The organism is Paraburkholderia sp. EG286B (genome assembly GCF_040965655.1).
Taxonomy (GTDB): Bacteria; Pseudomonadota; Gammaproteobacteria; order Burkholderiales; family Burkholderiaceae; genus Paraburkholderia.
On record NZ_JBFRCF010000016.1, the window covers coordinates 143358 to 156235 of the forward strand.

General features: G+C 62.7%; 15 protein-coding genes. 7 read left to right on the forward strand and 8 right to left on the reverse strand.

All coding sequences use genetic code 11. The features are described from left to right. The first annotated feature begins 34 nt into the window (after nucleotides 1–34). Complete coding sequence (locus AB4Y42_RS30195; RefSeq protein WP_368687371.1) at nucleotides 35–1117, forward strand: porin; 1083 nt, start codon at nucleotides 35–37, stop codon at nucleotides 1115–1117. 17 nt (nucleotides 1118–1134) lie between these two features. On the opposite strand, the gene AB4Y42_RS30200 is transcribed toward AB4Y42_RS30195, so the two are convergent. Together AB4Y42_RS30200 and AB4Y42_RS30205 are read right to left on the reverse strand one after the other, a co-directional pair. Next, the gene (locus tag AB4Y42_RS30200; protein ID WP_368696189.1) at nucleotides 1135–2010 is read right to left on the reverse strand and encodes a LysR family transcriptional regulator; all 876 of its coding nucleotides are present in this window, start codon (nucleotides 2008–2010) and stop codon (nucleotides 1135–1137) included. A 368-nt stretch (nucleotides 2011–2378) separates the two neighbouring features. Next, nucleotides 2379–3824 (reverse strand): DEAD/DEAH box helicase, encoded by a 1446-nt coding sequence (locus AB4Y42_RS30205; protein ID WP_368696190.1) that lies wholly within the window; start codon nucleotides 3822–3824, stop codon nucleotides 2379–2381. A 246-nt stretch (nucleotides 3825–4070) separates the two neighbouring features. Here AB4Y42_RS30205 and AB4Y42_RS30210 point away from each other — a divergent pair, with 246 nt between their 5' ends. Next, nucleotides 4071–4361, forward strand: a complete 291-nt coding sequence (locus tag AB4Y42_RS30210) for a hypothetical protein (RefSeq protein WP_324161960.1) — start codon at nucleotides 4071–4073, stop codon at nucleotides 4359–4361. 152 nt (nucleotides 4362–4513) lie between these two features. On the opposite strand, the gene AB4Y42_RS30215 is transcribed toward AB4Y42_RS30210, so the two are convergent. Together AB4Y42_RS30215 and AB4Y42_RS30220 are read right to left on the reverse strand one after the other, a co-directional pair. After that, entirely contained in the window at nucleotides 4514–4669 is a 156-nt protein-coding gene (locus AB4Y42_RS30215; RefSeq protein WP_368696191.1) for a hypothetical protein, read from the reverse strand. Nucleotides 4670–4987: 318 nt separating this feature from the next. After that, on the reverse strand, nucleotides 4988–5500 hold the full coding sequence (locus tag AB4Y42_RS30220) for a hypothetical protein (RefSeq protein ID WP_368696192.1): 513 nt from the start codon (nucleotides 5498–5500) through the stop codon (nucleotides 4988–4990). Between the two features lie 116 nt (nucleotides 5501–5616). On the opposite strand from AB4Y42_RS30220, the gene AB4Y42_RS30225 reads away from it, so the two are divergent. Both AB4Y42_RS30225 and AB4Y42_RS30230 read left to right on the forward strand, forming a co-directional pair. Then, on the forward strand, nucleotides 5617–5739 hold the full coding sequence (locus AB4Y42_RS30225; protein WP_368696193.1) for a hypothetical protein: 123 nt from the start codon (nucleotides 5617–5619) through the stop codon (nucleotides 5737–5739). After that, nucleotides 5736–6011 (forward strand): OsmC family protein, encoded by a 276-nt coding sequence (locus AB4Y42_RS30230; protein WP_368696194.1) that lies wholly within the window; start codon nucleotides 5736–5738, stop codon nucleotides 6009–6011. Before AB4Y42_RS30225 ends, AB4Y42_RS30230 begins: the two co-directional genes overlap by 4 nt. Before the next feature lie 47 nt (nucleotides 6012–6058). On the opposite strand, the gene AB4Y42_RS30235 is transcribed toward AB4Y42_RS30230, so the two are convergent. Further along, nucleotides 6059–6940, reverse strand: coding sequence for a LysR substrate-binding domain-containing protein (locus AB4Y42_RS30235; RefSeq protein WP_368696216.1), 882 nt, complete (start codon nucleotides 6938–6940; stop codon nucleotides 6059–6061). A 91-nt stretch (nucleotides 6941–7031) separates the two neighbouring features. Here AB4Y42_RS30235 and AB4Y42_RS30240 point away from each other — a divergent pair, with 91 nt between their 5' ends. Together AB4Y42_RS30240 and AB4Y42_RS30245 are read left to right on the forward strand one after the other, a co-directional pair. Continuing rightward, on the forward strand, nucleotides 7032–7799 hold the full coding sequence (locus AB4Y42_RS30240; protein ID WP_368687366.1) for a sulfite exporter TauE/SafE family protein: 768 nt from the start codon (nucleotides 7032–7034) through the stop codon (nucleotides 7797–7799). Nucleotides 7800–8105: 306 nt separating this feature from the next. Continuing rightward, entirely contained in the window at nucleotides 8106–8408 is a 303-nt protein-coding gene (locus tag AB4Y42_RS30245) for a DUF4148 domain-containing protein (protein ID WP_368696195.1), read from the forward strand. Nucleotides 8409–8552: 144 nt separating this feature from the next. On the opposite strand, the gene AB4Y42_RS30250 is transcribed toward AB4Y42_RS30245, so the two are convergent. After that, a complete protein-coding gene (locus AB4Y42_RS30250) occupies nucleotides 8553–9128 on the reverse strand; it encodes a class I SAM-dependent methyltransferase (protein ID WP_368696196.1) in 576 nt (191 codons plus the stop codon). A gap of 84 nt (nucleotides 9129–9212) precedes the next feature. Then, nucleotides 9213–10055 (reverse strand): intradiol ring-cleavage dioxygenase, encoded by an 843-nt coding sequence (locus AB4Y42_RS30255; RefSeq protein WP_368696197.1) that lies wholly within the window; start codon nucleotides 10053–10055, stop codon nucleotides 9213–9215. A gap of 397 nt (nucleotides 10056–10452) precedes the next feature. On the opposite strand from AB4Y42_RS30255, the gene AB4Y42_RS30260 reads away from it, so the two are divergent. Next, a complete protein-coding gene (locus tag AB4Y42_RS30260) occupies nucleotides 10453–11601 on the forward strand; it encodes a branched-chain amino acid ABC transporter substrate-binding protein (protein WP_368687362.1) in 1149 nt (382 codons plus the stop codon). An 80-nt stretch (nucleotides 11602–11681) separates the two neighbouring features. On the opposite strand, the gene AB4Y42_RS30265 is transcribed toward AB4Y42_RS30260, so the two are convergent. Beyond that, on the reverse strand, nucleotides 11682–12818 hold the full coding sequence (locus tag AB4Y42_RS30265) for a porin (protein WP_368696198.1): 1137 nt from the start codon (nucleotides 12816–12818) through the stop codon (nucleotides 11682–11684). Nucleotides 12819–12878 lie beyond the last annotated feature (60 nt).

A 12878-nucleotide genomic window follows, 5' to 3' on the forward strand; every position in this document is an offset into this window, starting at 1 on the left:
AAGCACCGGCATACCGATGCAATGGAGATTCCGCATGAAGAGGTTTATCACTCTCGCATCCGGCGCAGTCCTGACCTGCGCGTGCGCCCCTTACGCGTTCGCGCAGTCGTCGGTCACGCTCTATGGCGTGCTCGACAATGGCTTCGTCTATCAAAGTTCGAGCGGCGGCAATTCGGCGGTCCGCGCCGTACCCGGCGGACTCTTCTCGACACGCTACGGCTTTAAGGGCAGCGAGGATATCGGCAACGGGCTGCACGTCAATTTCCAGTTGGAGCAAGCCTTCTCCGGACAGACGGGTGCAGCGACGGACTCGACCAAGGCCTTCAACCGACTGGCGTACGTCGGCATGTCCGGTGGCTTCGGGGAAGTGCGCTTCGGCCTGCAAAACTCGCCGCAATACGATGTGCTCCAGGCGGCAATGGATCCGAGCTGGGTTAAAAGCATTGCTTCGCCCATGAATAATTTCAACGGCCTGATCATCCGCGCGAACAATGCTATCTCCTACTACACGCCCACGTTTGGCGGGTTGAATGCCAAATTTATGGTGGCCTTGCGCGATCCGGCGACGTCGGGCAACGGCATCGGGTTCTACAACGCGGTCATCCAGTACATCAACGGGCCGTTGAATGTGGCGGCGGGCTATGAACGAGGAGACGAGCCAGCCGTCGGAGCGGGCGGGAGCTATACGCTAGCGGGCGGCGCTGCCGCGGGTCCTGGCGCGGTATTTACCGTGTTCAACGCGGGCGCATCGTACGCGATCGGGTCCAACCGCATCTGGCTGGCGTACCACACGGAGAATCTGACGAATACGCCGAAATACATGCAGCACGAGGTCTACCAGGTATCGGACTCGTACCAGGTCTCGCCATTTGCTTTGGTATCGCTGATGTACGGTTACCTGCACGATCGCACCGGCAAGGGCAACAACGCGCAGCAGTTAGGCCTGCTGTTCGAGTACTCGCTGTCCAAAGCGACCGAACTCTATACCGCGGCCGGCTTTCTCCAGAACCGGAATCAGGCGCAATACACGCTCTCCGGCACCGCGTATTCGGGCTTGACGGTCGCTCCCGGCAGCGACACGCGCGGCATTGGGGTCGGCCTGGTACACAAGTTCTAAGAACGGCGGCGCAGCCATTACGCGCCTTTCATTGCGGCGCGCAAGAATGCAACAAAGCGCGCCGTAACCGGATCTTCGCGCATGGAAGGCCATGTGAGTCCCACGCGCCACTTCGCGTTTTTGCCATGAAGCGGCAGTACCGTAGCATCCCGCAGCAGGTGTCGTGCGCGAGAGGGAATGAACGCAATGCCCACGCCCGCGGCGACCGAAGTCAGGACCGACTGGATGTCTTCGGCCTGCTGCGTCACCTTCGGCACGAAGCGGTGCTCGATGCACCATCGGTCGATCTGTGCAGCGAGCCCCGGCCCGCGTGCACGCACTAGCGAGATGAAGCCGGTTTCATTGAGCGCGTCGAGATTCGCCGGAAGGCGTGTGTACCGAAGGTGCGGCGGCAATGCGAGTGCAAGTCCCTCGTCTACGACTTTGAACGACGAGAGACCATCCGCGGCGGGCAAGCGAAGGAAGCCGGCATCCAGCTTGCCCGCCAGAAGACGGCGCGTTTGCTCGGCGGAAGAGAGGTCGCTGAGGGTGACGGTGACAGCGGGATGCTGCTCTCGAAAATCGGCGATGAGCTTCGGCACAATCGTCAGTACGGACAGGCAGATTCCGAGGCGCAGATGGCCGTGCCGGCCGCTGCTCGCTTCTCGCGCGCGCAACAGGATTTCATCGGCGTCGCGTACGAGCGCCTGTGCATCGGACAGGAACGTCTCGCCGAATGGCGTGAGCTGCGCACCGTGCCGACCGCGTTCGAACAGCCTGCCACCGAGGCTCACCTCCAATGCACCGATCTGCTTGCTGAGTGCCGGCTGACTCATATGCAGCGCATCCGCCGCGCGGCTGAAATGGCGTAGCTCGGTAACCGTCAGAAACGTCCTCAGTAATTTCAGTTCCATTCGGAAAAGTAATCGTACTGGTAAGAACATTCATTTTACTGATCGATTGGCGGGGAGTTCAATACGGACATGTCCTTCTCGAGAATCATCCGCAATGCCAATTCGAACCTTGCCGGCGGACGGCCCCCAGGCGGCCCCCGAATCCGAGGGCACCGGCAACCCGGCGGTCGTCAGCGAATCCAATACACCCCTGGTCAGCAACTCCGATTCGCGCAAAGGGCGCACTCGCCGTTCTTGCTTCGGCGACGTGACGCACGAGGCACCGCTTCGCGCGGCGGCAGGTGCGATCGCCGTAAGCTTCGCTGTCGTCTCTCGCAGGCACTGGCCGCGCTGAGCCCGGTTGTGCCGGCGTTGCTCATCCCAACGGATCAGGGTTGGCGTCTACCGCGGCCACCAGCGGGTTTGCCAGCCGGCTTGCGTGAACCCGCAGCTGGCTTGGTGGCGGGTTTGCTGCGCGGCTTCTGCACGCTGAATGGGCTACCGCTCGTGAAACTTGTGTCCTCACCCGCGGCAACAACGCGCTGCGCCGCAGGCTTGCGCTTGTTTTCCCCGCTCTGCGGGAGCGGTTTTTTGCTGGGCACCTGCATCGCGCCCGGCGCAGCTTGCGGCACTTTGGGCTTCTTGGGCTTTTTGGGTTTCTTGATGAGCTGGCCCGTCGCGCTGGTTTGCGGCACGCGGTGTTCGGCTTCAAAACCCGGCTCTTCTTCACGGGGCAGCGTTTGCCGGATCAGCGCTTCAATCGCGGCCAGTTGCGGCGCTTCGTCGGCACACACGAGCGACACCGCCACGCCGCTGGCGCCCGCGCGGCCGGTACGGCCAATACGGTGCACGTAGTCTTGCGCCACGATCGGCAGATCGACGTTGATCACCAGCGGCAGGTCGTCGATATCGAGCCCGCGCGCAGCCACATCGGTGGCCACCAGCATATTGACTTCGCCCGTCTTGAAGCGCTCCAGCGCACGCAGGCGCGCGGGTTGCGGTTTGTCGCCGTGGATGGTGTCGACCGCATAGCCCGCTTCATCCAGCATGGCCGCCAGATAATCGACGCCACTGCGGGTTTTGACGAACACCAGCGCGTGCTCCCAGTTGTTCTCGGCCACGAGGTGCATGAAGAGGTCAGGCTTGTTCCTTTTATCCACCGGCACCACCCACTGCTTGATCTTGCTGGCCGTGGCATTGGGCGGGCTGACGCTGATATTGACGGGGCTGCGCAGAATGCCCGCCGCCATGGCGCGGATATCGTCGGTAAACGTGGCGGAGAACAGCAGGGTCTGGCGCTGAACCGGCAACGCAGCAAAGACGGCGTTGAGCTCGCGCGCAAAGCCCAGATCCAGCATGCGGTCGGCTTCGTCCAGCACCAGCGTTTGCACCTGATCAAACTGCACGGCGTTCTGGCGATTGAGATCCAGCAAACGGCCCGGCGTGGCAACGAGCACGTCGACGCCTTTGCGCAGCTTCATCATCTGCGGGTTGATACTCACGCCGCCGTAGGCGGCCAGCAATCGCAAGTCGAGGCCTTTGCCGTAAGCGATAAAGCTTTGCAACACTTGCTCAGCCAGTTCACGCGTGGGCACCAGCACCAGAACGCGCGCGCGGTTGCTGGACACCGCCGGGCCGTGTTGCACCAGCCGCTGCAGCAGCGGCAGCGCAAAACCCGCCGTTTTGCCAGTGCCGGTCTGTGCCCCAGCCATGACGTCCTTGCCACTGAGCACGGCAGGAATCGCCTTGGCCTGCACCGGCGTAGGTGTCTGGTAATTGAGGTCTTGCACGTTACGCAGCAAGGGTTCGATCAGGCCAAGCGAGGCAAAGGACATTGGCATATTCCGGGCTAAAACCGCAATTTTAGCGGTTACCGCGCTGATTTCGCCGCGCGGCTTCGATGGTCAAGAAGATCGCTGTGAACACCGCTGAATAACGTAGCGGTGCCGCGCGCCGCGCCGGCATCATCGCTGGACATGAAAGGTTCCGTATTGGTGTGTCATCGTACAGAACCGCTTCATGTGCTACTGTAGGTACCCAGAGCCAGCAGGACGTTTCAGTCGAACACCAGAAGGATCCTCATGGAATTCAACAATGGCGCTGTACTAGAAGCTCTTCGACTTGCTTTGCATCGACAAATACCGTGGCACAAGCGACCGGCAATCTTCACGTTGCTTCGCTCGCACGGTTTGATCCAGATCGTGGACCAGAAACCTCCCCCCAGCACGAAGTATCTCCCCACATTACAGATTGCCGTCCTGACGGATAAAGGACAGAGCGAAATCCGGCGCATCGAAGCGTCGAAGCACGTTTCAGGATGGCTGGACGACGACTACTTCGCGACGTTCCTTGCAGGGGTAGTGCTTGCTTGACCACGCATCATTGCGTGTCTGCGATTGCGATATTCGCGAATCGGGCCAGATCGGCTCGGAAGTGCCTCGCATGATAAAGGGCAGAATCCGACCACTATCCGCCCGTCAGTAGAACGTCGATCCGGCGGCAGCTTTGGGCGTACGAGTGCGTTTTACCCAGTCGATCCACTATCGCGACTGATCGCACTTAAAACACGCGAGGTCGTTTTCGCGGCCAGAACCGGCAGCGCGCCAAAGACGCTGTAGTCGACGTGATGCATGACTTCGGCCAGATAGAAAACGGATAACGCAATGATCGGGTGGTACATCGCACGGCTTATCAGGCGTGTCATCGGTATCTGACGCTATCGTATTGCCCGAAGCGGCGACTCACGGTGCGTGAACCGATTCGTGCATGGGTAACGCGACTAACTTCCAGGCTCCAAGGAAGGGTTGAATGCGAAGTACGCGTGAGGCTGATCAGCGATGTTCCTTCCTGTCATGAACTCTGCCTGCGGCAAGCCATTGCCGTCCTGCCCGGACGTCGATCTTTCTTGACCGATCGTCCACTTCTCGCCGCCGCGTCGCGTGTCCGTTGCCGGACGCCCTCAATGACGCCAGGTCATCCTGATGAAGCAAGCACGCGATCAGTTCGCTGGGAGACACGCGAAGTGCTTCATTAAGCATGGCGAAATCATCAGTAAGGAGACTGTCATCAAATGAATTCGCGGGTATAAGATGTAGCGCTCGGCCATGGCGACGAACGACCGGCGCCAGATTTCTCGCCCGGGAAAGCGCATTTCACGCGAGCTATCCATGGATGCTGTCTCCGATGTACTGCGCGCTGTTCGTCTGAGCGGCGCCGTGTTTCTGAACGGGGCATTCACTGGAAGGAAGAGAGTCAGCACGCGATTCTCGACGAACTCGAATGGAAACGGCACGACGCCACGCTGACGGAAGCGGCGCGCGACGATGCGGTCAATGAATTCATTGACCTGGTGGTTGCGATCGACGGCATTTTGCGCGCGCAGGCGGCAGCGGTTTCGCGCTATTTCGTTGCGAACTGCGGGCGTGCCTTCGGCGAGGCCGAAGCCGCCTCGATCGAAGCGAATTTCCATCACGCATACCGTTGGCAGTACATCCATTCCGGCATGCATCATCCCCATTTCGCGCAGGTGCTCGATCGGCTCGTCTCCGAAGAGCAGGGACTAGCTGGCGAGTCGCGACTGCCTGGCTGGGCCAGACGCGCAGTCGCTCGGCGGTCGAAGGATTTTCAATGGGTGGCCAGCAGGTGCCGCGCCGTTTCACGATCGATATCGACGAGCCTTGCGAACTCGGCGGTTCGAATCGATTCGCAAATCCTCAGGAGCATCTTATTGCGGCGTTGAACGCTGCATGACGGTGGGCTATGTCGCGCAATGCGCCCTTCGCGGGATCACACTGCAATCGCTCGAGATCGAAACCGAGGGCGACATCGATCTGAGGGGATTTCTCGGACTCGACCCGCAGATCGCGAACGGCTACGAGAGTTTGCGCTACACCGTTCGTATCAGGGGAGACGGTACGAAGGAGCAATTCGCGCAAGTGCATGAGGCGGTGATGGCGACGTCGCCGAACGTCTACAACCTCGCGAATGCGGTTGGGTTGAAATCGACGCTCGCGGTCGAGTGATTGGCAACATGGGGCGCCGCGCGGCGAGTCCTCTCGATGCATCGTGTCTACCGCGCGCCCTGCCGCAATTGCTGCGCGAGCAGGCCCGCGTGCGGAGTGAGGGTGGCGAAGTCGCGCGCACAGAGATACAGCCGCCGCGTCGCCCACGCCTCCGCCAGCGGCACCACGACCACGTCGCTGCGCAGTTTTTCGGCGAGCCCATCGGAAAGGATCGAAATACCGATTCCCGCTTCGACGTGCATGGCCACATGTTCGATGTTGCGCAACTGAATGCGGTAGTCGAGCTGGCGTCCCAGGCGCGACGCACGTTCCGCGAGGTGGGTTTCGAGCGCCGTGTCCGCCACGCCCACGATGGGCTCACCGAGGATATCGGCAAAGGCGACGTCCGCTTGCTGGGCAAAACGATGCGACTGGCCGACGACCACGACGAGCTGGTCACGGGCGATCAGATGCGTCTGCAGCGTGCTGAGGTCCGTTATGTCCGCAACGACGCCCAGATCTGCGCGCCTGTCCACAAGGATCTGGACGATCTCCGCACTGGGCCGCTCCTCCAGGTCGATCGACAGGTCGCGATGCGCGGCCAGAAATCGGCAAAGCTGCGGCGGCAGGAACGCCGCCATGGCGGCGGTGTTGGATAGCAGCCTGATGCGGCCTTTCAAGCCCGTTGCGTAGGTTCGCAGTTCGCCGCGCATCATTTCGACCTGGCCCAAAATCGAACGGGCATGGCGAACCAGCGCGTCGCCTGCAGCGGTCGTGCGCACGCCACGGCGGTTGCGCTCCAGTAACGGCGCACCCAATGCCGTCTCCATGCTGGCAATGCGTTCGCTCACCGAGGCGAGCGCCAGATGCATCGTGCGGGCACCTTGTGTCAGGCTCCCGCATTCCACCACGCTCAGGAACAGCCGCATATCCGTCAAGTCGAAGCGCATAGCATCAAGTGTCATCTCTTCGGAATTTCCGAAGTCTAGCACCGGAAATGCCAGATTGTGAGAACCCGGCGCGGCGACTAACATCGCTTCCATGAACTCGATGGCTTTAGTTTTTTCCGCTGGATTGGCAGCTGGCGCGATGAATGCGCTGGCAGGGGGCGGCTCGTTCGTCAGCTTGCCGGCACTGATTGCCGCGGGCGTGCCTCCGGTTCAGGCGAACACTTCGAGCACGGTCGCGCTGTTCCCGGGCGGCCTGGCCAGCGCGTGGGCCTATCGCGACGGACTGCGCCCGGTGGGCAGCGTGTCGCTTCGCGCGCTGCTGGCGACGACGCTCTGCGGCGGCTTTGCCGGCGCGCTGCTGTTGCTGTGGACGTCATCGGCAGCGTTCACGTTCGTGCTGCCATGGCTGCTTCTGGTTGCTTCCATCGCGCTCGCGTTCGGGCGGCGCATTGGCGAGGCGTTGCGCGCACGCTGGCACATTCACGCGAACGCGGTACTGGCTGTGCAGTTCATGCTCGGCGTCTATGGCGGCTACTTTGGTGGCGCGGTCGGAATCATGATGATTGCGATATGGGGACTGCTCGACAACTCCGACATCAAGCATCTCAACGCGCCGCGCACGCTGCTGGTCAGTGCGGCGAATATGGTGGCGGTACTTGCGTTCATCGTGGCCAACGCAGTGCACTGGCCGGAGACGCTGGTCATGCTCGTGGGCGCAATCATCGGGGGATACAGCGGCGCCCGGATCGGGCGCCGGACGCCGCCGCGCGTCATCCGCGCCGTCACGCTGCTTGTCACCTCCTGCATCACGCTGGCGTTCTTCGTGAAAACCTACGCGCCCTTGCTGCTGCATCGCTAAAGAGTGAGGACACCATGCTCTGCGCCTTGTTGGAAACGGTGGGAACGCTGGCCATCCTGGCCAGTCTCGCGGCACAGTTCCGCAGGCCTCGGCAGTAACGCCCTGGGTATCGATTCGCCGCGGCTTTTCGAGAGCCTCCATCAAATGATGGAGGTCAAAACGATCACTCGCGCATACGATCGGAATAGACGACAACGATAACGCTTTAGCGCTGCAAAGACTGGCAAGGGGTCGAACCAGGGTTCGGATGAGCGGGCCGTTTGCAGCACGAGTCAGCCGGTGTCACTAACCCGGAGGCGGGCCATTATGAAGACGCTAGTCCACACAGTTTGCGCGGTCGCCGTCATGGCTGTGCCAGTTGCATCGCTGGCGCAGTCGGATGCGGGGCTGACGCGCGCGCAAGTGCAGGGCGAGATCGCCCAGCTTCAGCAAGCCGGCTTCAATCCGGCCAATGCGAATACCGTCGACTTTCCCTCCGGCATGCCGGCCGCCGACGCTAGCGCCGCCGGCCAGGGTAGCGGCTACGGCCCTGCAATGAACGGCTCGTCGCAGATGGGCCATCCGGCCAGCCCGACTGGGATGAAGCCGGTGTTCTTTGGCGGGTCATGAGCGCTTTTCGTCTGACCAGGTTGGGCGATTGGAGAGCATGCCGTCTCTCCCCGGGGCGGCGTGGAGCGTCGTGCCATGCGCTTCGCGCCGTTCAGGAGCCCGAAAGGAAGCGGCCGACGCCTGCTCCTGGTCCGTTACGTGTGCTCATGGCTTGACAGCGAGCACGCAAAAAGCCTTCTCTGTTTCGACCAGCTTCGCTTCGACGAAGCCAGCGGCGGTTAGTCGTTCGATCAATCCGCCCGGCTGTTGGCCCGAATAAGTGGTGAAACCGAGCGCGACGGCACCCCCGGCTTTCATGGCGCGCCGTATCGCGGCCAGGCCGGTTTCGGCGTCCGGCCAGACCTGCATGGAGTTGATGGCCAGCACCTTGTCGAAGGTGCTGTCTTCGAATGGCAACCGCTCCACTGAGCCGATTCGCAGACCGACCCGGCCGCGGGCGATTGCAACGGCATTCCGGGCTGTGGCTTGCGCCAGCATTTCCTGTGATGGATCGATGCCGTCAACTTGCCCCGAGGGTGCCGCTGCAGCGAGAAGCTGAATACCCGCGCCAGGCCCAAAGCCGATTTCAAGCACGCGGTCGTGTTGCCGAATCTCGAGAAGGCCAATCACCCAGGCCGCGCACGGCTGGTTCAGCCTTGCCATGACTGTGCCGCCGAGCCGGCCGAGGATGCCTTCGGGTCGACCGAATGCTCGCATCAAAACACGCTCGAACGCACCCACGATCGCTTCTCCCGTGTCGCATGTGAGAAGTCTATCAGCGCCTCCTGGGCCAGCTTCGCAGCCACTCTCCCGGTGCGGTCTCGATCAGCGCGCGGGAGGCCCCGGAAGCGGTTCGACCGGCTGAGGCTGCGCATCGGGATCGACCACCGCACTCACGCGTGCACGCAACCCGGTTAAGCGGCCATCAACGGCAATAGGGCGCGCGCTTGCGATCATCGACGAGCCGGACTGATCGACGAATACCGGGTCTTCGCTCTGCGTGGTCCGCTGGATCGCGTGGCTGCGATACGGATCGAGTTGCATCAGCGTCACCATCAACGATTCCGGCAAGAAGACCTGGCCGACGTGCGAAACGTGCGTGCGCTGCGGTTGCGACGCGCTTGCCGTGCGGACCTTGAAATGAATGTGGTTGGTGCGCCCGGGATAGATGCCCGGCACGATGGTCTCGAACGTGACGATGCCCGCGCGATCGGTGTGCTGAATGCCGCGCAGGAAGGTCTGGTGATCGGTGGGCCGCAGCGTGGGCGGCGTCATGGGCGGCGGACCAGGGGGCAGCCCTGCCGACGGGCGGCCGGGCGCCTTCGGATCGAAATCGGGCGGGGGCGGCAGTTCCATCTTCGTGTAGCCCGAATAGACGCCCATCGCATCGCATTGCCATATGTCGACCGCGGCGCCAACGAGCGGCGCACACGTTCTCGCATCGGTGAGCGCGATATCGAGCGTCAACGGCAAGCCCGCCCTGCCCTCCCGGATGTCGCGACGCACGAGGTCTCCGTCGATCCAGTAAGGGCCGACTTCCTGCTCGGGCGTGAGCCGGCAAGGCGCGGCGCTCGCGAAGGCCGCAGGGCTCGTATCGATGGACGCGACGGTCGTGCCGACCGCGATCGTCAGTTTGATGAATTCTCGTCGTGACAGGCGTGATGTCATTGTTGTGCTGCATTGCGCGTGATGGCGGGACTTTACCGGAGCCGGCGCGCATGTCGATTACATTTCTATTACGCCTTATTTCGCGCCGGCAGGGCGTACTTGCCCTGATTGCCCCGATTCGGCTGGCTATGCAGAAATGCGCATGGAAGCCGTCGTGAACGGTCAAGACGAAGCGATATTGGCTTCCTATAGTCGCTCTCAGCGTCTCGCCCCGGCGTCTTGCGTGCGGGGCGGTTCGATCGATTCCACGCCCATTCTGGAGGAGCCCAACCCGCAGTCGACGCGAACAAGAGAGTCGTGAACCGGCCGCCGACCGCGCGAAGCAGACAACGCGGGCGCGCCCGGCCGGTATGCACGCCACAGCAGTGAACCCATGCTTGCCGACAAAGGAAACAACATGCGTTTTGCGAAGACTCTTACCCCTATCGCAGTTGCCGTTGGAGCACTTCTCGCTGTTGCACCGCTCGCCTCGCGCGCGGATACCGTCGTTAAGATCGGTTTTGCCGCGCCGCTCACCGGACCGAACGCCAGTTACGGCAAGGACCTGGAAAACGGCGTCAAGATGGCCCTCGACGACGCCAAGGCGCAAGGCGTCAAAATCAACGGTCAGCCCGTCTCGTTCGAACTCGTCGCCGAAGACGATCAGGCCGACCCGCGCGTGGGCGTGCAGGTCGCGCAGAAGCTCGTGGACGAAGGCGTTTCGGTCGTCGTCGGCCACTTCAACTCGGGCACGACCATTCCCGCTTCCGAGCTGTACGAAAAGGCGGGCCTGCCCGACATCGATCCGGCCGCCACGAACCCGGTCATCAGCGGCCGCGGCTTCAAGAACATCTTCATGGTGATCTCGAGCGACGCGCAAAACGCAGGCACCGCGGGCGCCTACGCGGTCACGACGACGAAGGCCAAACGCATCGCCGTCATCGACGACCGCACGGCCTTTGGCCAGGGCGAAGCCGACGAGTTCGTGAAGGCCGTCAAAGCGCACGGCGGCGAGATCGTCGACCGCGAGTACACGACGAACCAGGCGACGGACTTCAAGACGCAGCTCACGAACATCAAGAGCAAGAACCCCGATCTGATTTTCGTGGGCGCCCTCAACCCGCAGGCGGCCGGCATCATGAAACAGATGGCCCAGCTCGGCATCAAGGCGCAGTACGTGGGCGGCGGCGGCGTGAAGGATGTGGACTTCGTCAAACTCGCGGGCGACGTGTCCGAAGGCGCCATGGCGTGGGAGTACGGCCGGCCGCTCGACAGCACGCCGGTCGGCGCGAAGTTCGCCGATCGCTTCAAGCAGAAGTACGGCGTGGACGTGCTTTCGTACGCACCGTTCGGCTACGACGCGGCGTGGGCCGCCATCAAGGCGATGCAGGCCGCCAATTCGACCAAGCCCGACGACTATCGCACGAAGATGCAAAGCATCGCCTTCGACGGCATTACCGGCCATATCGAGTACAACGCGAATGGCTCGCTCAAGAACGGTTCGTCCACGGTCTATCAGGTGAAGAACGGCCAGTGGGTGACGGTCAAGACGGTAAGCGGTCTCTGATCGCCCACGCGGACCTCGCCTCGTTCAGGCGAGGTCCGCGTACAAAGTGCGGAATGGCACCGCCACCGGTCGCCGCATTCCTAGAAGCTGTGCCGGATCCCCGCCATGATCCCCAGTTGCCCCGCCCCCGCTGCGGGCGTCGTGCCGCCGCCGCCCTGGCTCACTGTATAGGCCGCCTTCGCGCTGTTCCACAAATACGCGCCCTGCAGATAAACGGCTGATCGCTTGGAAAGCTGATACGTGCTGCGCAGCGCCGCAATCGTGCCGCGCGTGTCGTGGTCGCTGTTGACGATGCGGTACACGCCGCCATCGACGATAAAGGCCGCCGTCACCGGATACTGTGCCGTAAGATAGAACTGGTCCGAATGCACGTTGGGCGTTTCAGCCGAAACCGTATCGACGCGCCTGCCCAGCCAGCCGCCGCCGATGCGCAGCGCGCCGATATGGCCGTAGCCGTTGAGCTGGATGCGCACGTCGGTGTCGCCCGGATTCGTGAGCGCGAAGGTCGGCGTGCCGTCGTAGAGGTTTGCCGCCGCGCCAGGGCCGCCGCGTTGTTCGTCATAGGCCGCGGCGACGCCGTATCCATTGCGGTCGTAGCGCAGCATCGCCGACCATTCGCGGCAAGACTGCGAACTGCCCGGCACTGGCCCCGCGCAGGTGCCCTGGCCCGGCGAATTGCCGGTGCCGGCCGAATCGCGTCCGAACGACCACGTCGCGCCGAGTGTGAAGCCGCCGTAGCTGCCCTTGTAGACGACCGTGTTGTCGCTGCGCGAGCTCGGCAGGTACTGGTCGAACGAAGCCGTGCCGCCGTAGATGTCCGGTCCGAGCAGATCGGCGTCGGCGATCGCCCAGAACGTCATGGTGTACTGACGCCCGAACGTCAGCCTGCCGTAGGGACTGCTCATGCCCACCCATGCCTGGCGCCCGAACAGCCGGCCGCCCTGGTTCAAGGTGCCGCCGCGCATGTTGAAGCCGCTCTCCAGCGCGAAAATCGTCGACCACCCTCCGCCCAGCCCCTCGCTGCCGCGCACGCCCCAGCGCGAAGGCATTTCGCCGGTAATGCCGGGCATGCGCACCACGCTGTCACCCGCCGCGTTCGCGTGCGAGACGTATTCGATGCCGGTATCGACGATGCCGTAAAGCGTGACGCTGCTCTGCGCGAACGCCGACGCGCTGAGGCCCGCGCAGGCCAGCCCTGCTGCGATCCGAAGTTTCATGATCTCCGTGTTCTCCTGGTGTTCCGGTCTCGCGGATTCGCCGCCAGCCGGAAGTTGTTT

What these genes read in the sequence shown, in the direction of transcription:
- AB4Y42_RS30200 (WP_368696189.1), bottom strand. Translation starts at nt 2,010, where the DNA reads ATGGAACTGAAATTACTGAGGACGTTTCTGACGGTTACCGAGCTACGC.
- AB4Y42_RS30255 (WP_368696197.1), bottom strand. Translation starts at nt 10,055, where the DNA reads ATGACATCACGCCTGTCACGACGAGAATTCATCAAACTGACGATCGCG.
- AB4Y42_RS30205 (WP_368696190.1), bottom strand. Translation starts at nt 3,824, where the DNA reads ATGTCCTTTGCCTCGCTTGGCCTGATCGAACCCTTGCTGCGTAACGTG.
- AB4Y42_RS30230 (WP_368696194.1), top strand. Translation starts at nt 5,736, where the DNA reads ATGACGGTGGGCTATGTCGCGCAATGCGCCCTTCGCGGGATCACACTG.
- AB4Y42_RS30195 (WP_368687371.1), top strand. Translation starts at nt 35, where the DNA reads ATGAAGAGGTTTATCACTCTCGCATCCGGCGCAGTCCTGACCTGCGCG.
- AB4Y42_RS30215 (WP_368696191.1), bottom strand. Translation starts at nt 4,669, where the DNA reads ATGTACCACCCGATCATTGCGTTATCCGTTTTCTATCTGGCCGAAGTC.
- AB4Y42_RS30210 (WP_324161960.1), top strand. Translation starts at nt 4,071, where the DNA reads ATGGAATTCAACAATGGCGCTGTACTAGAAGCTCTTCGACTTGCTTTG.
- AB4Y42_RS30240 (WP_368687366.1), top strand. Translation starts at nt 7,032, where the DNA reads ATGAACTCGATGGCTTTAGTTTTTTCCGCTGGATTGGCAGCTGGCGCG.
- AB4Y42_RS30245 (WP_368696195.1), top strand. Translation starts at nt 8,106, where the DNA reads ATGAAGACGCTAGTCCACACAGTTTGCGCGGTCGCCGTCATGGCTGTG.
- AB4Y42_RS30225 (WP_368696193.1), top strand. Translation starts at nt 5,617, where the DNA reads ATGGGTGGCCAGCAGGTGCCGCGCCGTTTCACGATCGATATCGACGAG.
- AB4Y42_RS30260 (WP_368687362.1), top strand. Translation starts at nt 10,453, where the DNA reads ATGCGTTTTGCGAAGACTCTTACCCCTATCGCAGTTGCCGTTGGAGCA.
- AB4Y42_RS30220 (WP_368696192.1), bottom strand. Translation starts at nt 5,500, where the DNA reads ATGATGCATGCCGGAATGGATGTACTGCCAACGGTATGCGTGATGGAA.
- AB4Y42_RS30235 (WP_368696216.1), bottom strand. Translation starts at nt 6,940, where the DNA reads ATGCGCTTCGACTTGACGGATATGCGGCTGTTCCTGAGCGTGGTGGAA.
- AB4Y42_RS30265 (WP_368696198.1), bottom strand. Translation starts at nt 12,818, where the DNA reads ATGAAACTTCGGATCGCAGCAGGGCTGGCCTGCGCGGGCCTCAGCGCG.